Origin of the sequence: Pseudomonas entomophila (assembly GCF_013523165.1) — a bacterium.
Taxonomy (GTDB): Bacteria; Pseudomonadota; Gammaproteobacteria; order Pseudomonadales; family Pseudomonadaceae; genus Aquipseudomonas; species Aquipseudomonas entomophila_A.
Window position 1 is genome coordinate 113,708 of sequence record NZ_JAAMQI010000008.1, and the last position, 18,598, is coordinate 132,305.

Annotated in this window: 18 protein-coding genes; 14 read left to right on the forward strand and 4 right to left on the reverse strand. The window is 65.9% G+C overall.

Annotation, left to right across the window (positions count from 1 at the left end; genetic code table 11):
• The first annotated feature begins 8 nt into the window (after positions 1–8).
• From spoT to G7Z99_RS08725, 3 genes are read left to right on the forward strand one after another with little or no spacing between them, the layout of a single operon-like run.
• Complete coding sequence (spoT, locus tag G7Z99_RS08715) at positions 9–2,117, forward strand: bifunctional GTP diphosphokinase/guanosine-3',5'-bis pyrophosphate 3'-pyrophosphohydrolase (RefSeq protein ID WP_181093248.1); 2,109 nt, start codon at positions 9–11, stop codon at positions 2,115–2,117.
• A gap of 23 nt (positions 2,118–2,140) precedes the next feature.
• Complete coding sequence (locus G7Z99_RS08720) at positions 2,141–2,521, forward strand: RidA family protein (RefSeq protein ID WP_181093250.1); 381 nt, start codon at positions 2,141–2,143, stop codon at positions 2,519–2,521.
• Positions 2,522–2,574: 53 nt separating this feature from the next.
• Positions 2,575–3,309, forward strand: a complete 735-nt coding sequence (locus G7Z99_RS08725) for a hypothetical protein (protein ID WP_181093252.1) — start codon at positions 2,575–2,577, stop codon at positions 3,307–3,309.
• A gap of 5 nt (positions 3,310–3,314) precedes the next feature.
• Here G7Z99_RS08725 and G7Z99_RS08730 read toward each other — a convergent pair whose 3' ends face one another.
• Positions 3,315–4,169, reverse strand: coding sequence for an SDR family oxidoreductase (locus G7Z99_RS08730; RefSeq protein ID WP_181093254.1), 855 nt, complete (start codon positions 4,167–4,169; stop codon positions 3,315–3,317).
• A gap of 184 nt (positions 4,170–4,353) precedes the next feature.
• On the opposite strand from G7Z99_RS08730, the gene exbB reads away from it, so the two are divergent.
• The 6 genes from exbB (at position 4,354) to G7Z99_RS08760 (ending at position 11,031) form a co-directional block, all read left to right on the forward strand.
• Complete coding sequence (gene exbB / locus G7Z99_RS08735) at positions 4,354–5,307, forward strand: tonB-system energizer ExbB (protein WP_181093256.1); 954 nt, start codon at positions 4,354–4,356, stop codon at positions 5,305–5,307.
• Positions 5,308–5,310: 3 nt separating this feature from the next.
• Positions 5,311–5,739 carry a TonB system transport protein ExbD gene (gene exbD / locus G7Z99_RS08740; RefSeq protein WP_060392006.1) on the forward strand — a complete coding sequence of 143 codons (429 nt, stop codon included), beginning with the start codon at positions 5,311–5,313 and terminating at the stop codon, positions 5,737–5,739.
• Positions 5,736–6,473, forward strand: a complete 738-nt coding sequence (locus tag G7Z99_RS08745; protein ID WP_181093257.1) for an energy transducer TonB — start codon at positions 5,736–5,738, stop codon at positions 6,471–6,473. Before exbD ends, G7Z99_RS08745 begins: the two co-directional genes overlap by 4 nt.
• 91 nt (positions 6,474–6,564) lie before the next feature.
• Entirely contained in the window at positions 6,565–7,491 is a 927-nt protein-coding gene (locus tag G7Z99_RS08750) for a hydrogen peroxide-inducible genes activator (protein ID WP_181093259.1), read from the forward strand.
• 3 nt (positions 7,492–7,494) lie between these two features.
• Positions 7,495–9,573 (forward strand): ATP-dependent DNA helicase RecG, encoded by a 2,079-nt coding sequence (gene recG / locus G7Z99_RS08755; RefSeq protein ID WP_181093261.1) that lies wholly within the window; start codon positions 7,495–7,497, stop codon positions 9,571–9,573.
• A 69-nt stretch (positions 9,574–9,642) separates the two neighbouring features.
• Positions 9,643–11,031 (forward strand): aminoacyl-tRNA deacylase and HDOD domain-containing protein, encoded by a 1,389-nt coding sequence (locus G7Z99_RS08760; RefSeq protein WP_181093262.1) that lies wholly within the window; start codon positions 9,643–9,645, stop codon positions 11,029–11,031.
• Positions 11,032–11,050: 19 nt separating this feature from the next.
• Here the strand turns inward: G7Z99_RS08760 and G7Z99_RS08765 are convergent, their stop codons facing one another.
• Entirely contained in the window at positions 11,051–11,425 is a 375-nt protein-coding gene (locus tag G7Z99_RS08765; protein ID WP_181093264.1) for a helicase, read from the reverse strand.
• A 115-nt stretch (positions 11,426–11,540) separates the two neighbouring features.
• Positions 11,541–11,909: an HU family DNA-binding protein gene (locus tag G7Z99_RS08770; RefSeq protein WP_181093265.1), complete on the reverse strand. Its 369-nt coding sequence runs from the start codon at positions 11,907–11,909 to the stop codon at positions 11,541–11,543.
• A 291-nt stretch (positions 11,910–12,200) separates the two neighbouring features.
• Between G7Z99_RS08770 and G7Z99_RS08775 the strand changes: the two genes are divergently transcribed.
• From G7Z99_RS08775 to G7Z99_RS08795, 5 genes are all read left to right on the forward strand, one after another.
• On the forward strand, positions 12,201–12,758 hold the full coding sequence (locus G7Z99_RS08775) for a chorismate--pyruvate lyase family protein (RefSeq protein WP_308812285.1): 558 nt from the start codon (positions 12,201–12,203) through the stop codon (positions 12,756–12,758).
• Positions 12,758–13,648, forward strand: a complete 891-nt coding sequence (gene ubiA / locus G7Z99_RS08780) for a 4-hydroxybenzoate octaprenyltransferase (RefSeq protein ID WP_181093269.1) — start codon at positions 12,758–12,760, stop codon at positions 13,646–13,648. Before G7Z99_RS08775 ends, ubiA begins: the two co-directional genes overlap by 1 nt.
• Before the next feature lie 96 nt (positions 13,649–13,744).
• A complete protein-coding gene (phoB, locus tag G7Z99_RS08785; RefSeq protein WP_181093271.1) occupies positions 13,745–14,434 on the forward strand; it encodes a phosphate regulon transcriptional regulator PhoB in 690 nt (229 codons plus the stop codon).
• Positions 14,435–14,505: 71 nt separating this feature from the next.
• Positions 14,506–15,816, forward strand: coding sequence for a phosphate regulon sensor histidine kinase PhoR (gene phoR, locus G7Z99_RS08790; RefSeq protein ID WP_181093273.1), 1,311 nt, complete (start codon positions 14,506–14,508; stop codon positions 15,814–15,816).
• Between the two features lie 112 nt (positions 15,817–15,928).
• Entirely contained in the window at positions 15,929–17,269 is a 1,341-nt protein-coding gene (locus tag G7Z99_RS08795) for a hemolysin family protein (protein WP_181093275.1), read from the forward strand.
• Between the two features lie 264 nt (positions 17,270–17,533).
• Here G7Z99_RS08795 and G7Z99_RS08800 read toward each other — a convergent pair whose 3' ends face one another.
• Complete coding sequence (locus tag G7Z99_RS08800) at positions 17,534–18,445, reverse strand: response regulator (RefSeq protein WP_181093277.1); 912 nt, start codon at positions 18,443–18,445, stop codon at positions 17,534–17,536.
• Positions 18,446–18,598: the final 153 nt, after the last annotated feature.

The following is an 18,598-nucleotide window of genomic DNA, read 5'->3' on the forward strand; positions in this document are numbered from 1 at the left end:
GTTCACTCATGCCGAGTATAGAAGCCCTCGCCGATCGGCTGTCGTCCTACCTGGGCCCGGAACAGGTCAACCTGGTCCGGCGCGCCTATTTCTACGCCGAGCAGGCGCACGACGGCCAGCGTCGCCGTAGTGGCGAGCCTTATGTGACCCACCCGCTGGCGGTGGCCAACATCCTGGCCGACATGCACATGGACCATCAGAGCCTGATGGCCGCCATGCTGCACGATGTGATCGAAGACACCGGCATCGCCAAGGAAGCGCTCAGCCAGCAGTTCGGCGAGACCGTCGCGGAACTGGTCGACGGGGTCAGCAAGCTGACCCAGATGAACTTCGAGACCAAGGCCGAGGCGCAGGCCGAGAACTTCCAGAAGATGGCCATGGCCATGGCGCGCGACATTCGCGTGATCCTGGTCAAGCTGGCCGACCGTCTGCACAACATGCGCACGCTGGAAGTGCTGTCTGGCGAGAAGCGCCGGCGCATCGCCAAGGAAACCCTCGAGATCTACGCCCCCATCGCCAACCGCCTGGGCATGCACACCGTGCGCGTGGAGTTCGAGGACCTCGGCTTCAAGGCCATGCACCCGATGCGCTCCGAGCGCATTCACCAGGCGGTCAAGCGCGCCCGCGGCAACCGCAAGGAGCTGGTGGGCAAGATCGAGCAGTCGCTGGTTCACTGCCTGGCGGTCGATGGAATCGACGGCGAGGTCAGCGGTCGGCAGAAGCACCTGTACGGCATCTACAAGAAAATGCGCGGCAAGCATCGCGCCTTCAACGAGATCATGGACGTGTACGCCTTCAGGATCGTCGTCGACAAGGTCGACACCTGCTACCGCGTGCTCGGTGCCGTCCACAACCTGTACAAGCCGCTGCCGGGCCGCTTCAAGGACTACATCGCCATTCCCAAGGCCAACGGCTACCAGTCGCTGCACACGACGCTGTTCGGCATGCACGGCGTGCCCATCGAGATCCAGATCCGCACCCGCGAAATGGAGGAGATGGCCAACAACGGTATCGCCGCCCATTGGCTGTACAAGTCCAATGACGAGGAGCAGCCCAAGGGCAACCATGCGCGCGCCCGTCAGTGGGTCAAGGGTGTGCTGGAGCTGCAGCAGCGGGCCGGCAACTCCCTGGAATTCATCGAGAGCGTGAAGATCGACCTGTTCCCGGACGAGGTCTACGTCTTCACGCCCAAGGGCCGGATCATGGAGCTGCCCAAGGGCTCCACGGCCGTCGACTTCGCCTACGCGGTGCACACCGACGTCGGCAACAGCTGCATCGCCTGCCGCATCAACCGGCGTCTGGCCCCGCTGTCCGAGCCGCTGCAAAGCGGCTCGACGGTGGAGATCGTCAGCGCACCCGGGGCCCGGCCGAACCCGGCCTGGCTCAACTTCGTGGTCACCGGCAAGGCACGCACGCACATCCGCCATGCCCTCAAGCTGCAACGCCGCTCCGAATCGATCAACCTGGGCGAGCGCCTGCTCAACAAGGTCCTGACCGGCTTCGACAGCGGCCTCGAGCAGATCCCCGTCGAGCGCGTCCAATCGATCCTCGACGAGTACCGTTTGGAGTTGATCGAAGACCTGCTCGAAGACATCGGCCTGGGCAACCGCATGGCCTATGTCGTGGCCCGGCGCCTGCTCTCGACCGAGGGCGAACAGCTCCCGGCACCGGAAGGGCCGCTCGCCATCCGTGGCACCGAAGGCCTGGTGATGAGCTATGCCAAGTGCTGCACGCCGATCCCGGGCGACCCCATCGTCGGGCACCTGTCGGCGGGCAAGGGGATGGTGGTGCATCTGGAGAACTGCCGGAACATCAGCGAAATCCGTCACAACCCGGAAAAATGCGTCCAGCTGTCCTGGGCCAAGGACGTCACCGGCGAATTCAACGTCGAGCTTCGAGTCGAACTGGAGCACCAGCGTGGCCTGATCGCCCTGCTGGCCAGCAGCGTGAACGCTGCCGACGGCAACATCGAGAAGATCAGCATGGACGAGCGCGACGGTCGGGTCAGCGTGGTCCAGCTGGTGGTCAGCGTGCGTGACCGTGTGCACCTGGCACGCGTGATCAAGAAGCTGCGCACCCTGCTCGGTGTGGTCCGGATCACTCGCATGCGCGCGTAGCCCGTCAACAACAAGGAGTCACCATGACCAAGACCGTCATCAACAGCGACAAGGCCCCGGCCGCCATCGGCACCTACTCCCAGGCCATCAAGGCGGGCAATACCGTCTACATGTCCGGGCAGATTCCGCTCGATCCCACGACCATGGAACTGGTCGAGGGCTTCGAGGCGCAGACCGTCCAGGTCTTCGAGAACCTCAAGTCCGTCGCCGAAGCGGCGGGCGGGTCCTTCAAGGACATCGTCAAGCTCAACATCTTCCTGACCGACCTCGGCCACTTCGCCACGGTCAACGAGGTCATGGGCCGCTATTTCCAGCAGCCCTACCCTGCCCGCGCCGCCATCGGTGTCGCCGCGCTGCCGAAAGGCGCCCAGGTCGAAATGGACGCCATCCTGGTCCTGGAATGACGCTTCCTGCGACAGGCCCTGGTGCCTGTCGCCCCCTCCAGAAGAGATCCCTCATGCAACGTGCAGTGCTCATCTCCCTGGCTGCCCTGGTACTGGGCGGCTGCGCAAGCCATGTGCCTGAAGACTACAACGGCACCTGGCTCAACCAGAATGCGATCGATGCGGCCGCCAAGGGCGTCAGCCTGCGCAAGGCGCTGGCCGGCAACGGCCCGATCTTCGAGTGGAAGATCGACATGAATCGCCACCAGGCCAGCTACAGCAATGGTTTCGAAGTGGCCGAGGGACGCCTGGAGGCGGATGACGCCTCATGGCGGGTCGTCTTCGAGAATGGCCAGACCGAACACCTCGACCTGGACGGTGACGAGCTGGTGCAAGCCAGCCGCGATCAGGCGCCACGCCTGGACTTCGAACGCGCCACCACGCCTGCCGCTGCCGAAGCGCCCGTGGGCGCGAGCTTCGAGAAAGCCCTCTACGCCGCTTATCTGGGGGGCGAGTGGCAGATCGTCGAAGGCCCTGGCAAAGGTGCACAGGTGCGCTTCCACGACGACGGCAAGGTCGAAGGCCTGCCGCAGCTTGACCGTTACGCACTGTGCCTGGCGGGCGACTGCACGGCGCTCAGCGGCGAATACGACAGCCTGTGGCTCGAGCGCAACCAGCAGGGTGGGCCATGGATCTTCAAGCGCGACGGTGACGAGCTGGAAATCTTCCAGGCGCTCAACAGCACACCAGCCGACCAGATGCCGAACCTGACACCGGGGCCACGCCAGTGGCTGCTGGAGCGCGACTGATCAGGTCATGACGAGGCCAGGAGGGCGCCATAGCCCTCCTGGTAGCTCGCATATGCAGGTACCCAACCCAGCGCCCTGGCCCGCGCATTGCTGCAGCGCTTGCTGCCCGTACGCCGTACGCGCGCCTGATCGGACCATTCGGTAACGCCCAGTTGCTGCCGCAGCCACGCGACGACCTCGAACAGGGGGGCAGGTGCATCGTCCACGCCCAGGTACAGCGTCTGCAAGGGCACGCCTTGCACGTCGGCCTGCACCAGGAAGTCCAGCAGCCCGGCCGCATCATCGACATGGATGCGGTTGCCATAGAGGGGCGGGGTTTCGGTGACCCGGTAGCCCTGGCGCACCTGGCCGAGCAGCCACTGCCGTCCCGGCCCGTAGAGCCCGGTCAGGCGCACCACGGTGGCGGGCAGGCCGCTGTCCAGGGCCAGCTGCTCGGCCTCCAGCATCAACCGTCCCGAATACCCCTGCGGTTCGGTGGCAGAGGTTTCATCCACCCATTCGCCGGCCTGCTGCCCATACACGCTGCTGCTCGACACGAAGAGCAGCCGCCGGGGCCGCTGCCCATGCGCCTGGAGCCAGTCGAGCACGTGCCTTAGCCCGTCCACGTAGGCAGCGCGATAGCCTGCTTCATCATGCTGGCTCGCCGCCACGCAGTAGATCAGGTAGTCCGGCGCCTGCCGCGGCCAGGCCGCCGGACACTGCGCCTGGTGCAGGTCGGCGGCGACCGGCTGCACACCGTCGGGCAGCCCGTCCACATGACGGCGCAATCCGCTGACCTGCCAGCCCCGGGCGAGCAGTCGTTTCGCCAGGCGGCTGCCCACGTCACCGCAGCCCACGATCATTGCGTAACGTTCGGACATCAATGCGTCTCCCATGCCTTGCCTTCGAACCGATTCGAGCCCGCAAGCGCAAGCCGTTTGTAAAAAAAAGATACTCTATTGCTTCTGCTAACAAGAATTAATTGCAATAATGCCGGCCTGCCTGTTCTCGGCCGTCCCCAGGCCTCGAGGACATCCACCTTCATCTTCATCAGGTCCGGCCAGCATGACACGTATTCCATCCTCCGCTTCGCCAACCACCTCGCGCGCCTGGCGCGCCATTGCCGCGCTGATGTTCAGCCTGGCACTGGCCCCGGCCGCCCTGGCAGACGAACCCGCCACGCAGCCGGCCACCTCCACGGCGACCGCGCCAGCCGCTGCGGCGTCCAGCGCGACGACGCCGAATACGCCTGCCGCCACCCCGGCGCCTGCTGACGCCGACGACACGCAGGCGCTGGTCGAGGACACCAGCCTCGGCATGGCGCACGACCTGTCGCCGTGGGGGATGTACAAGAACGCCGACGTGGTGGTCAAGGCCGTCATGATCGGCCTGGCCATCGCGTCGATCATCACCTGGACCATCTGGATCGCCAAGGGCCTCGAGCTGCTCGGCGCCAAACGCCGTCTGCGCGGTGAGATCGCCACGCTGAAGAGGTCCGCCACCCTGCGCGACGCCAGCGAGTCGAGCCAGAAGGAAGGCACCCTGGCGCATACCCTGGTGCACGACGCCCTCGAAGAGATGCGCCTGTCGGCCAACGCCCGCGAGAAGGAAGGCATCAAGGAACGCGTCAGCTTCCGTCTGGAGCGCCTGGTCGCGGCCAGCGGTCGCAACATGAGCAACGGTACCGGCGTACTCGCCACCATCGGTTCCACCGCACCCTTCGTCGGCCTGTTCGGCACCGTCTGGGGCATCATGAACAGCTTCATCGGCATCGCCAAGACGCAGACCACCAACCTGGCCGTGGTCGCCCCCGGTATCGCCGAAGCCTTGCTCGCCACGGCCCTGGGCCTGGTCGCGGCCATTCCGGCAGTCGTCATCTACAACGTCTTCGCCCGCTCCATCGCCGGCTACAAGGCGCAGGTGTCCGACGCCTCGGCCCAGGTCCTGCTGCTGGTCAGCCGTGACCTGGATCATCAGGGCAGCGACCGCGCCGCCCCCCACATGGTGAAAGTGGGGTAAGCCATGGGCCTGCATCTCAACGAAGGTGGCGACGACCTCGCCGAGAACCACGAAATCAACGTCACGCCGTTCATCGACGTGATGCTGGTGCTGCTGATCATCTTCATGGTGGCTGCGCCTCTGGCGACCGTCGACATCAAGGTGGACCTGCCGGCCTCGACCGCCAAGCCGGCACCCAGGCCGGAAAAACCGGTGTTCGTCAGCGTCAAGGCCGACCAGAAGCTGTACGTCGGCGATGACCTGGTGGCGCAACCCGGTCAGCTCGGTGCGATGCTCGATGCCCGCACCAAGGGCGACAAGGAAACCACGATCTTCTTCCAGGCCGACAAGGGTGTCGACTACGGCGACCTGATGGAGGTGATGAACACCATGCGCGCGGCAGGCTACCTGAAGGTCGGCCTGGTCGGACTAGAGACGGCAGCCAAGAAATGACCAAGAAGCGGCATAACCTGGCACGCTACAGTGGCAGCCTGGCGCTTGTGCTCGGCCTGCATGCCGCTGCGGTGCTGCTCGCCATGAACTGGACCAAGCCACAGGTCATCGAGCTGCCCCCCGCAGCCATGATGGTCCAGATGGCCCCTCTGCCCGAGCCGGCCCCGCCACCGCCCCCGAAGGCCGCGCCACAACCGCCGACGCCGGTGGAGGAGCCTCCGCTGCCCAAGGTCGCGGAAGCGCCGAAACCCAAGATCGCCATTCCCAAGCCGCCCAAGCCTCAGCCCAAGCCCAAGCCGCAGCCGCCCAAGCCTGAGAAGAAGCCTGAGCCGCCCCAGGAAAAGCCGCCGACCGAGCCTGTGGCCGAAACGCCGCCAACGCCCGCACCGCCGAAACCCTCGGCTGCACCGGCGCCGAGCGTCGCGTCCAACAGCAAGGCCCTGCCAACCTGGCAGAGCGACTTGTTGCGGCACCTGGCCAAGTACAAGCGTTACCCCGAGGACGCGCGCCGTCGCGGCCTGCAGGGCATCAACCGCTTGCGCTTCACGGTCGACGCCGAAGGCAGGATCCTGTCCTATGCACTGGCCGACGGGTCTGGCAGCGCAGCCCTGGACCGTGCCACGCTGGAGATGATCCGACGGGCACAGCCGGTGCCCAAGCCGCCCAAGGAAGTGCTGAACAACGGCAGCATCGAGGTGGTCGCGCCCTTCGTGTACTCCCTGGATCGCCGCTGAAGGCGCGCCTGTCGCGAAAACGCACGTCTGATAGCGTGCGTCCATCGAGTGCAGCCGCTATGCTGGGGCCGCAACTTCATGGACGCACGTTATGACCCTCACAGAACTCCGCTACATCGTCACACTCGCCCAAGAGCAACACTTCGGCCACGCCGCCGAACGGTGTCACGTCAGTCAGCCGACCCTGTCGGTGGGCGTGAAGAAGCTCGAGGACGAGCTGGGCGTGCTGATCTTCGAACGCAGCAAGAGCGCGGTCCGTCTGACGCCGGTCGGCGAAAGCATCGTGGCCCAGGCCCAGAAGGTCCTCGAGCAGGCCCAGGGCATCCGCGAACTGGCCCAGGCGGGCAAGAACCAGCTGACCGCCCCGCTCAAGGTCGGTGCCATCTATACCGTGGGTCCTTATCTCTTCCCGCACCTGATCCCGCAGCTGCACCGGGTCGCCCCGCAGATGCCGCTGTACATCGAAGAGAACTTCACCCACGTGCTGCGCGAAAAGCTGCGCAACGGTGAGCTCGACGCGGTGATCATCGCCCTGCCGTTCAACGAGGCCGACGTGCTGACCATGCCGCTCTACGATGAGCCGTTCTATGCCTTGATGCCCAGCAATCACCCCTGGACCGCCAAGAAAAGCATCGACACCGCGGCCCTCAACGACAAGAGCCTGTTGCTGCTGGGCGAGGGCCACTGCTTCCGTGACCAGGTCCTGGAAGCGTGCCCGACCCTGACCAAAGGGGGCGAAGGGTCACGCCATACCACCGTGGAGTCCAGCTCCCTGGAAACCATCCGGCACATGGTCGCCTCTGGCCTGGGCATCTCGATCCTGCCGCTGTCGGCCGTGCACAGCCATCACTATGCGCCGGGCGTCATCGAGGTCCGCCCGCTGACGGCGCCATCGCCGTTCCGCACCGTGGCCATCGCCTGGCGTGCCAGCTTCCCACGGCCCAAGGCCATCGAGATCCTCGCCGACTCGATACGGCTGTGTTCGGTCGCCAAGCCGCCCGTGGACCCGTCGGTCTGACCCATGAGCGAGCTGTCGAAGGTGCCGGTCATCGCGCTCAAGGGGGTGGGCGAGGCCATGGCACAGAAACTCGCCAAGGTCGGCCTGGAAAACCTGCAGGACCTGCTGTTCCACCTGCCCCTGCGCTATCAGGACCGCACCCGCGTGATCCCCATCGGTGCCCTGCGCCCTGGGCAGGACGCCGTGGTCGAGGGCGTGGTCAGCGGCGCCGACGTGGTGATGGGCAAGCGCCGCAGCCTGGTGGTGCGCATGGGCGACGGCAGCGGCGTGCTGAGCCTGCGCTTCTACCACTTCAGCCATGCGCAGCGCGAAGGCCTCAAGCGGGGCACTCACCTGCGCTGCTATGGCGAGGTCCGCCCTGGTGCCTCGGGCCTCGAGATCTACCATCCCGAATACCGCGCCCTCAATGGTGACGAGCCACCGCCTGCGGTCGAGCAGACGCTGACGCCGATCTACCCCACCACCGAGGGCCTGACCCAGCAACGCCTGCGCGTGCTGTGCCAGCAGAGCCTGGCGCAGCTCGGCCCGAGCAGCCTGCCGGACTGGATACCCGACGAACTGGCCCGCGACTACCAGCTGTCGCCGCTGGACGAGGCCATTCGCTACCTGCACAACCCGCCTGCGGACGCGGATGTCGACGAACTGGCCGAAGGGCATCACTGGGCCCAGCACCGCCTGGCGTTCGAAGAGCTGCTGACGCACCAGCTGTCGCAACAGCGCGTGCGCGAGAGCCTGCGGACCTTGCGTGCTCCGGTACTGCCCAAAGCCAGTCGATTGCCCGCTCGCTACCTGGCCAACCTGGGCTTTCAGCCCACCGGCGCGCAGCAGCGCGTGGGCAATGAGATCGCCTACGACCTCAGCCAGGCCGAACCGATGATGCGACTGGTGCAGGGCGATGTCGGCGCCGGCAAGACCGTGGTGGCGGCCCTGGCGGCGCTGCAGGCGCTCGAGGCGGGTTACCAGGTGGCGCTGATGGCGCCGACCGAGATCCTGGCCGAGCAGCACTTCATCACCTTCAAGCGCTGGCTCGAGCCCCTGGGCCTCGAGGTCGCCTGGCTGGCGGGCAAGCTCAAGGGCAAGGCCCGGGTCAGCGCCCTCGAACAGATCGCCAACGGCGCACCGATGGTGGTCGGCACCCATGCGCTGTTCCAGGAGGAAGTGAAGTTCAAGCACCTGGCCCTGGCGATCATCGACGAGCAGCACCGCTTCGGCGTCCAGCAGCGCCTGGCGCTGCGCCAGAAGGGGGTGGGCGGCGACCTGTGTCCGCACCAGCTGATCATGACCGCCACGCCGATTCCACGGACCCTGGCCATGAGCGCCTACGCCGACCTGGACACGTCGGTCCTGGACGAGCTGCCACCCGGTCGTACCCCGGTGAACACCGTGCTGGTAGCCGACAGCCGGCGCTTCGAAGTGGTGGAGCGGGTGCGGGCCGCTTGCGCCGAGGGCCGTCAGGCCTATTGGGTCTGCACCCTGATCGAGGAATCCGAGGAACTCACCTGCCAGGCAGCCGAGAGCACCTACGAGGACCTGGGCAGCGCCTTGGGCGAGCTGAGCGTGGGCCTCATCCACGGCCGCATGAAGCCCGCCGAGAAGGCAGCGATCATGGCCGAATTCAAGGCTGGCCACCTGCAGTTGCTGGTCGCCACCACGGTCATCGAGGTCGGTGTCGACGTACCCAACGCCAGCCTGATGATCATCGAGAACCCCGAGCGGCTGGGCCTGGCTCAGCTGCATCAGCTGCGTGGCCGCGTGGGCCGCGGCAGCGCCGTCAGCCACTGCGTGCTGCTGTACCATCCGCCGTTGTCGCAGATCGGCCGGCAGCGCCTGGGGATCATGCGCGAGACCAATGACGGCTTCGTGATCGCCGAGAAAGACCTCGAGCTGCGCGGTCCCGGCGAGATGCTCGGTACGCGCCAGACTGGCTTGCTACAGTTCAAGGTAGCCGACCTGATGCGCGATGCGGACCTGCTGCCGGCCGTGCGTGACGCAGCACAGGCGTTGCTGGCCCGCTGGCCGCATCACGTCAGCCCCCTGCTCGACCGTTGGTTGCGCCATGGCCAGCAATATGGCCAAGTGTGACCTGCTTCACATGGAACCGTCCGCATTCGAGGACCGTTTATATTTTGCGTTTAACACTGGGTCGCCATCATGACTGAAGTTGCTCTGGAAACCACCGTCACTCATGCACCGTCCGTGATCTGTTGCTTGCTCGACAAGCTGGGCGTGGCCTACCGCGAGGTTCCAGACCAGCCCGAGCATTTGCCAGCCCGCAAGATCCAGGCGGTGCTGCTGGATGACGAAGTCGGCGCCCTGATGGTGCTGTTCCCGTGCAGCCATCTGCTGGACCTCAAGCGCCTGACCGAGTTGACGGGCCGCACGCTGACGGCCGTGCCGGTCGCCCGACTGCGGCAGATGCTCGACAAGCATGGCCTCAAGACCCTGCCGGCGATTCCGGCGCTGACCAGCTCGCCGTGCCTGTACGAACAGAGCGTGCTGGAGACCGATTCGCTGCTGATCCAGTCTGGCGAGACGGGGGTATTGCTGGAGTTGACGCTGACCGAGTTCAAGCGCCTGCTGGCCAAGGCCAGCGCCGGCAGCTTCGGCGAGCCGGTGCGCAACATCCATTTCAATCTCGACCGCAAGGACGACTCCAAGGAGATCAGTCGGGCGGTCCAGGCCTTCACGGCGCGGCGCATCCAGCAGCGTCTCGAGCAGACCATCGAGATCCCGCCGCTGCCCGACTCGGCCCAGAAGATCATCAAGCTGCGCGTGGACCCCGATGCCAGCATCGACGACATCACCCGTGTGGTGGAAACCGATCCGGCCCTGGCGGCCCAGGTCGTCAGTTGGGCGGCCTCGCCCTACTACGCGTTTCCCGGCAAGATCCGCTCGGTGGAGGACGCCATCGGCCGGGTGCTGGGCTTCGACCTGGTGATCAACCTGGCGCTGGGGCTTGCCCTGGGCAAGACCTTGAGCCTGCCCAAGGACCATCCCCAGCACGACACGCCCTACTGGCAGCAATCGATCTACACCGCTGCCGTGATCGAAGGCCTGACCCGGGCCATGCCCAGGGCCGAACGACCGGAAGGGGGTCTGACCTACCTGGGGGGCCTGCTGCACAACTTCGGCTACCTGCTGCTGGCCCACGTGTTCCCGCCCCACTTCTCGCTGATCTGCCGTCACCTGGAGGTCAACCCACACTTGAGCCACCCCTACATCGAGCAGCACTTGCTGGGCATCACCCGTGAACAGATGGGCGCCTGGCTGCTGGGGCTGTGGGACATGCCGGACGAGCTGGCCACGGCCTTGCGCTTCCAGCACGACGCGCACTATGCGGGCGAGCATGCCGCGTTCGCGAACCTGGTCTGCCTGGCGACGCGTTTGTTGCGCGCGCGTGGCATCGGCAGTGGCCCTGAGCTGGAAATCCCCGACGCCCTGCTCGACCGCCTGCACCTGTCGCGCCAGAAAGCCGAAGAGGTCGTGGGCCGGATCCTGGATGCTGAAGCCCTGTTGCGCGAGCTGGCCTCGCAGTTCTGAGCGACACGCGCCACCGGCCTCAGGCCGGCCGGCGTGACCGCAGGTGTTTCATCAGGCCCTGGAACCACATGACCAGGGCCGGATTGCCCTTGATCTGGATGCCCTTGTCCTGAACCCCCTGCATGAAGGCCAGCTGCTTGTTCTTGGCTTGCAGGGTCGCGTAGCCATAGGGCGCATCCTTGAAGGCGATGGCGAACGCCGGCTGGGGATGCAGGCCTCGCCGGCTGGTGACGCGCAGGTCTTTGACGATGAAGTGCCGTGCGACACGCCCATCGAGCGTCTGCATCTGGAACACCAGGTCCTTGTCCTGCAACTGCTTGCGAAAGGCCGGGTTGGAACGGCTGGCCCTGGCCATGAGCAGGCCCATGGCCCACAAGAGAACGCGAAACTTCATCGTGACATCTCGAAAACGAAGGTACCCGGCAGTCTATCGGCGCACGCGCCGAATGCCAGCCGGGCCTGATGCGCCGAGCACAGGCCGGTCGCCTTGCCCTGGCGTGGTGACCCCCTCAGCGCGCGCCCTTGGCTGTACGGGCGGCCCTGGAAGGCGAAGCCGCCGTCTTGGACTTGGCGGTGCCGGATGCTTTCGTGGCTGGTGTAGCGGTGTCGCCCTGAAGCAGGTCCCGGAATGCCTTGCCAGGCTTGAAGGCGACCGTGTTGCTGGCCTTGATCTGCAAGGCCTCGCCGGTCTGCGGGTTCTTGCCGTTACGGGCGCCCCGGTGACGCTTTTCGAAGGTGCCGAAGCCCACCAAGGTCACGCTCTGGCTGTCGACCGCCTGCGTGATGGTGTCCAGTATCGCGTTGAGCACCTCGTTGGCCTTGTCCTTGTTCAGGCCGGTTTCTTCCGAGATGACGGTAGCGAGCTGTGGTTTGCGCATGGTAGAGCCTCTTTGACGGAATTCTTTTTGTTATGCCGTGCAGTGCGCTGGGCGGAGTGTCCAGGGGTACGACGCGGCTTCCAGGCTGAGACAGACGCGGTTGAGAATGGCACGCCGTGGTGACGCACGCCAGTCCTCCCCCTCAATCAGGCGGACAGGTGGCGCTTCTGCCCTGCGTCGAGGCGCATTGGTGCGGTTTGGCCCAGCGTTCGCCGGGCCGCGCCTTGCGGAAGCTGCCTTTCAATCATGCTAAGCTCGGCGCTTCCTCAGCCCGTGACAGCCCTCGACAACGTGCCCTACGACCCCTCGCAAGCCATCGCTGCCCTGTGGCAGCCCTACGCCCAGGCAGCCCCTGCGATCGACCCGTTGAGGCTCGATTGGCTGTTCGACCAGGGCTCGCTCACACGGCGCCTGACTGCACTGTCCCAGGATCGCTTCGACGTCGTGCCGCTCTTCGAGGGGTGGCAGACGCTGCGTGACGACGAGTGTGCCGCACTGGGCCTGGCGCCCGGCGAGCAAGGCTGGGCACGCGAGGTGTACCTGAGGGGTCGAGGCCAGCCCTGGGTCTTCGCCCGCAGCGTCGCGTCGCGTCGTGCGCTGGTCGAAGGGGGGCTCGATCTGCAGCACCTGGGGACACGCTCGCTGGGCGAGTTGCTGTTCTGCGACCAGGCCTTCACCCGCCACCCCATCGAAACCTGTCGCTACCCCGACACGTGGCTGCCTGTGCCCGTCCAGGGCCAGGGATGCTGGGGGCGCCGCTCGCGTTTCGAGCGTGACGGGCTGCAACTGCTGGTCGCCGAGGTCTTTCTCCCTGCCTTCTGGCACGCCGCGCTCGAGGACACCAACTGATGTACCAGCAGATGCTCAAGTCGCTCAACCGCCTGCACCCGCGCGCCTGGGACTTCGTCCAGCTCAGCCGCATGGATCGGCCCATCGGGATCTACCTGCTGCTGTGGCCGACGCTGACGGCGGTCTGGATCGCAGGGAATGGCAGCCCGACGCTGGCCAACGTGCTGATCTTCACGCTCGGCGTGGTGCTGATGCGCGCCGCCGGCTGCGCCATCAACGATTTCGCCGACCGCAAGGTGGACGGCCACGTCAAGCGTACCGCCGACCGCCCGCTGGCCAGCGGGCGCATCAAGGGCCGCGAGGCGCTGGCGCTGTTCGCCATCCTGGTGGTCGCGAGCTTTTTGCTAGTGCTGTGCACCAATGCCGCCACCGTGGGGCTGTCGTTCGGCGCGGTGGCCCTGGCGTTCTGCTACCCATTCATGAAGCGCTACACCCACTACCCGCAGGTGGTGCTGGGCGCCGCCTACTCGTGGGGAATTCCCATGGCCTTCATGGCCGCCAACGAAACGCTGCCGGCCAGCGCCTGGTGGTTGTACCTGGCCAACCTGCTGTGGACCGTGGGCTACGACACCTACTACGCCATGGTCGACCGCGACGATGACCTCAAGATCGGCGTCAAGTCGACGGCGATCCTGTTCGGCGCGGCCGATCGGCAGATCATCCTGGGTCTGCAGCTGGCCTCGCTGGGCTGCCTGCTGCTGGCAGGCAAGGCGTTCGGTCTGGGCGGCGGGTTCCACCTGGGGCTGCTGGGCGCGGCCTTGTGCTTCGCCTGGGAGTACCGTTCGACCCGCGCGCGGGACCGGGCCTCATGCTTCAAGGCGTTCCTGCACAACCACTGGGCGGGGTTGCTGGTGTTTCTGGGGGTCGTGCTCGATTACGCGGTGCGCTGAGCCAGGGCTCCGGGGGCGACTGAGCAGTTGTCACACAGCTGCAATAATTCCGTTATCTAATGCGGGCCACGAGATCGTTTCCAGGAGAGGTTGAGCATGGTTGGCAGGAACATTCTGATCGTCGACGACGAGGCGCCCATTCGCGAGATGATCGCCGTGGCGTTGGAAATGGCCGGCTACGACTGCCTGGAAGCCGACAGCGCGCAACAGGCCCATGCGATCATCGTCGACCGCAAGCCGGACCTGATCCTGCTCGACTGGATGCTGCCCGGCACCTCGGGGATCGAGCTGGCGCGGCGGCTCAAGCGCGACGAGCTGACCGGCGACATCCCGATCATCATGCTCACCGCCAAGGGCGAGGAAGACAACAAGATCCAGGGCCTCGAGGTCGGTGCCGACGACTACATCACCAAGCCGTTCTCGCCCCGTGAACTGGTGGCGCGCCTGAAGGCGGTGCTGCGCCGGACCGGCCCCAGCGATGGCGAGGCGCCCATCGAGGTCGGTGGCCTGCTGCTCGACCCGATCAGCCACCGCGTGACCATCGACGGCCGCCCTGCCGAGATGGGGCCGACCGAGTACCGCCTGCTGCAATTCTTCATGACGCACCAGGAGCGCGCCTACACCCGTGGTCAACTGCTCGACCAGGTGTGGGGCGGCAATGTCTACGTCGAGGAGCGCACGGTCGACGTGCACATCCGGCGCCTGCGCAAAGCCTTGGGCGAAGCCTACGAAAACCTGGTGCAGACCGTGCGCGGCACGGGGTATCGTTTTTCCACCAAGTGCTAGCCTGAACGCCCTGTCAGCGGCCTGCGGCCCGTGCGCCGCGCCGCCCTCCCCACGCTCCGAAGGACCGGCAATTGAACCAGAATTGCTACACCATCCTGAGTCGTCACCTGATCCTCCTGGTCTCGCTGTGCCTGCTGGCCGGCCTGATCAGTGGCCATTATGGCTGGAGCCTGGCCATCGGCCTGGCGCTCTACCTGGCCTGGACCCTCAAGCAGCTACTGCGCCTGCACGACTGGCTGCGCAACCACCAGCCCGATGAAGCGCCGCCGGATGGCTACGGCCTGTGGGGCGAGGTGTTCGACAGCATCTATCACCTGCAACGCCGCGACCAGCGCGTTCGCGGCCGCCTGCAGGCGGTCATCGACCGGGTCCAGGAGTCCACCGCAGCCCTGCGTGACGCCGTGATCATGCTCGACAGCGAAGGCAACCTGGAATGGTGGAACCGCGCCGCCGAAACCCTGCTCGGCCTGAAGACCCCACAGGACGGCGGGCAGCCCGTGACCAACCTGGTGCGCCACCCGCGGTTCAAGGAATACTTCGAGCAGGAGAACTACCTCGAGCCGCTGGAGATCCCTTCGCCGGTGAACGATCACCTGCGCGTCCAGCTGCACATCACCCGCTATGGCAACAACGAACACCTGATGCTGGTGCGCGACGTGACCCGCATCCACCAGCTCGAACAGATGCGCAAGGACTTCGTCGCCAACGTGTCCCATGAGCTGCGTACGCCCTTGACCGTCATCACGGGGTACGTGGAAACCTTGCTGGACAACGTCGACGACATCAACCCGCGCTGGGCCCGTGCCTTGCAGCAGATGCACCAGCAGAGCGAGCGCATGCAGACGCTGCTCAACGACCTGCTGCTGCTGGCCAAGCTCGAAGCCACCGATTACCCGTCCGAGCGTCAACCGGTCAGCATCGAGCCCTTGCTGCGGGCGATCCACAGCGATGCCACGGCACTGTCCGGGCAACGCGGTCAGCAGATCACCCTCGACGTCGAGCCGGGGGTGTGCCTGAAGGGCAGCGAGGCCGAGCTGCGCAGCGCGTTCTCGAACCTGATCTTCAATGCCGTGAAGTACACGCGTGACGGCGGTCAGATCCGCATCCGCTGGTGGAGCGATGCCCAGGGCGCGCACCTGCGCGTGCAGGACACCGGTATCGGCATCGACGCCAAGCACCTGCCTCGGCTGACCGAGCGGTTCTACCGGGTCGATTCGAGCCGTGCCTCGAATACCGGTGGCACCGGCCTGGGCCTGGCCATCGTCAAGCACGTGCTGCTGCGTCACCGCGGGCGCCTGGAGATCACCAGCGTGCTCGGGCATGGCAGCACGTTCACCTGTCATTTCCCGTCGAACCAGGTGCTTTCAGCGACGTCTGTCTGAGGGCAGCCCTTTGCATTTGGGCGTCCAGCCGCTACATTGGCTGTCTCGCAGTGGCGCACGCCACCGGCGGCCCTTTCTTTCCCTGACACGACGGACCCCGTAAAACCCCATCATGGACCCTTCCCCTGGTATCAGTTTCACCTCCCTGTTCGCCGATTTCGGCATGATCCTTTTCGCGCTGTTCCTGGTCTTGCTCAACGGCTTCTTCGTCGCCGCCGAGTTCGCCATGGTCAAACTGCGCGCCACGCGTGTGGAGTCGATCGCCGAACAGCACGGCTGGCGCGGCAACATCCTGCGCAAGGTGCACCATCAGCTCGACGCTTACCTGTCGGCGTGCCAGCTGGGCATCACCCTGGCATCCCTGGGCCTTGGCTGGGTCGGCGAACCGGCGTTCGCGCACCTGCTCGAACCCGTACTGGCCGCTGCGGGCGTGGACACGCCGGAGCTGATCAAGGCCGTCTCGTTCTTCGTCGCCTTCTTCGTGATCTCCTACCTGCACATCGTGGTCGGCGAGCTGGCGCCCAAGTCCTGGGCCATCCGCAAGCCCGAGCTGCTGTCGCTGTGGACGGCGGTGCCGCTGTACCTGTTCTACTGGCTGATGTACCCGGCCATCTACCTGCTCAACGCCAGCGCCAACGGTATCCTGCGCATCGCCGGCCAAGGCGAGCCCGGCCCGCACCACGAGCACCACTACAGCCGTGAAGAGCTCAAGCTGATCCTGCACTCCAGCCGGGGTCACGACCCCAGCGACCAGGGCATGCGTGTGCTGGCATCGGCCGTGGAGATGGGCGAGCTGGAGGTGGTCGACTGGGCCAACTCCCGCGAAGACATGATCAGCCTCGACGCCAAGGCGCCGCTCAAGGAAATCCTGTCGATGTTCCGTCGGCACAAGTTCAGCCGCTACCCGGTCTACGATGCCGAGAAAGGCGAGTACACCGGCCTGCTGCACATCAAGGACCTGCTGCTGGAACTGGCCGACCTGGCTCACTTGCCGGAGACCATCGACCTGGAAGACCTGGCGCGCCCCCTGGAGCGGGTGTCGCGGCACATGCCGCTGTCGCAGTTGCTGGAGCAGTTCCGCAAGGGTGGCGCGCACTTCGTGCTGGTCGAGGAGGCCGATGGCAAGGTCATCGGCTACCTGACCATGGAAGACGTGCTCGAAGTGCTGGTCGGCGACATCCAGGACGAGCACCGCAAGACCGAGCGCGGGATCCTCGCCTACCAGCCCGGCAAGCTGCTGGTGCGTGGCGATACGCCGTTGTTCAAGGTCGAACGGCTGCTGGGCGTGGACCTGGATCACATCGAGGCCGAAACCCTGGCGGGCCTGGTCTACGAGACGCTCAAGCGCGTGCCGGAAGAAGAGGAAGTCCTGGAAGTCGAGGGCCTGCGCATCATCATCAAGAAGATGAAGGGCCCGAAGATCGTGCTGGCGAAGGTGGTCCTGCTGGACTGACCGCTGGCCCTGCCGCGCCCTCGTCCTGGGGGCGCGGCATCGACCTGATCTGCGGGTCTTGAATCAGTACCGCAGAGGCTTCATCGCGGGCAAGCCCGCTCCCACAAAATACTGAGCAGACGCTGTTTCCTGGCAGGCTGCGCTGACCTGGGCGGGAGCCACACGCCCCTAGCCTGCTCGACGTGAAGGCAGACGCGTGTGGGCTGGCTTGCCAGCGACAGGGCCAATGCCGCCGCTGGCTGGCTTTCAGGCGTACTCGCCTGCTCAAGCCCCCGGTGTGAAGTGCTTCTGCGCCGTTCCACGCGCGATCAGTCGCGACAGGTAGTCCAGCTTCTGGGCATCCTGATCGACGAACTTGAAGGTCAGCTGCAGCCAGTCGCTTTCGGGCCGGGGCTCCAACGCGGCCACGGCGTGCAGGTAGCCATTGAGCCGTGCGGTTTCGGCTTGCTCGCCCTGCTCCAGGTCGAGTACCGCACTCTCGAGCACCTGAGGCAATGCCTCGCCACGTCGCACCACCAGCAACGCTTCCTTCAGGCTCAGGGCCTTGATCACGCACGGCTGAGCGCCACTGGCCAGTCGCAGCTGACCTTGGCCACGGCCCGGCCCAGGCGACGACACGGCAGCAGGCGCCGCCGCTGGCGCACGCTGCGGGACAGCAGGCGCCGGAGCCGGTGCCGGTGCGCTGCCGGCAGCCGGACGGGGCGCCTCGCTGCGGCCCGAGGTCAGGGCGGCCAGCGAATCGTTGCCGGTAGAGGCCGGACGCACCGGCGCACTGGCGACCAGATCGGCCAGCCGGCCGATCTTGGCCATGGCCTTCTTGACCTTGCTCGACAGTTGCTCGTTGGTAAAGGGCTTGCCGACGAAATCGGACACCCCGGCCTGGATGGCCTGGATGACGTTCTCCTTGTCGCCGCGGCTGGTGACCATGATGAACGGCATGCTCGCCATGCTGGGCTGCTGACGGCACCAGGCCAGCAACTCCAGACCGGACATCTCGGGCATTTCCCAGTCGCACAGCACCAGGTCGAAACGCTCACGGGTGAGCAATACCTGGGCCTTGCGTCCATTGACCGCATCTTCGACCGCGACGCCTGCGAAGGTATTGCGCAGGCACTTTCTCACCAGGTCGCGAATGAACGGGGCATCGTCCACGACCAGCACTTTGACTTTACTCATCGCCACTCCTTTCGACTCCTGGCTAGCATACCGCCGACTGCTGGCCATGTGCCAAAGTCCAATGCGATACGAGTCCCACCTGCCGTGCACGGCGTGAGGGTGTCCAGGGTCGGCCAGACGCACGAAGGCCACCGCGGCATCCGGTGCGATGCC

Bases quoted from the DNA above. Each gene is read 5' to 3' on its own strand.
- spoT (WP_181093248.1), top strand. From the start codon at position 9: ATGCCGAGTATAGAAGCCCTCGCCGATCGGCTGTCGTCCTACCTGGGC.
- G7Z99_RS08720 (WP_181093250.1), top strand. From the start codon at position 2,141: ATGACCAAGACCGTCATCAACAGCGACAAGGCCCCGGCCGCCATCGGC.
- G7Z99_RS08725 (WP_181093252.1), top strand. From the start codon at position 2,575: ATGCAACGTGCAGTGCTCATCTCCCTGGCTGCCCTGGTACTGGGCGGC.
- G7Z99_RS08730 (WP_181093254.1), bottom strand. From the start codon at position 4,169: ATGTCCGAACGTTACGCAATGATCGTGGGCTGCGGTGACGTGGGCAGC.
- exbB (WP_181093256.1), top strand. From the start codon at position 4,354: ATGACACGTATTCCATCCTCCGCTTCGCCAACCACCTCGCGCGCCTGG.
- exbD (WP_060392006.1), top strand. From the start codon at position 5,311: ATGGGCCTGCATCTCAACGAAGGTGGCGACGACCTCGCCGAGAACCAC.
- G7Z99_RS08745 (WP_181093257.1), top strand. From the start codon at position 5,736: ATGACCAAGAAGCGGCATAACCTGGCACGCTACAGTGGCAGCCTGGCG.
- G7Z99_RS08750 (WP_181093259.1), top strand. From the start codon at position 6,565: ATGACCCTCACAGAACTCCGCTACATCGTCACACTCGCCCAAGAGCAA.
- recG (WP_181093261.1), top strand. From the start codon at position 7,495: ATGAGCGAGCTGTCGAAGGTGCCGGTCATCGCGCTCAAGGGGGTGGGC.
- G7Z99_RS08760 (WP_181093262.1), top strand. From the start codon at position 9,643: ATGACTGAAGTTGCTCTGGAAACCACCGTCACTCATGCACCGTCCGTG.
- G7Z99_RS08765 (WP_181093264.1), bottom strand. From the start codon at position 11,425: ATGAAGTTTCGCGTTCTCTTGTGGGCCATGGGCCTGCTCATGGCCAGG.
- G7Z99_RS08770 (WP_181093265.1), bottom strand. From the start codon at position 11,909: ATGCGCAAACCACAGCTCGCTACCGTCATCTCGGAAGAAACCGGCCTG.
- ubiA (WP_181093269.1), top strand. From the start codon at position 12,758: ATGTACCAGCAGATGCTCAAGTCGCTCAACCGCCTGCACCCGCGCGCC.
- phoB (WP_181093271.1), top strand. From the start codon at position 13,745: ATGGTTGGCAGGAACATTCTGATCGTCGACGACGAGGCGCCCATTCGC.
- G7Z99_RS08795 (WP_181093275.1), top strand. From the start codon at position 15,929: ATGGACCCTTCCCCTGGTATCAGTTTCACCTCCCTGTTCGCCGATTTC.
- G7Z99_RS08800 (WP_181093277.1), bottom strand. From the start codon at position 18,445: ATGAGTAAAGTCAAAGTGCTGGTCGTGGACGATGCCCCGTTCATTCGC.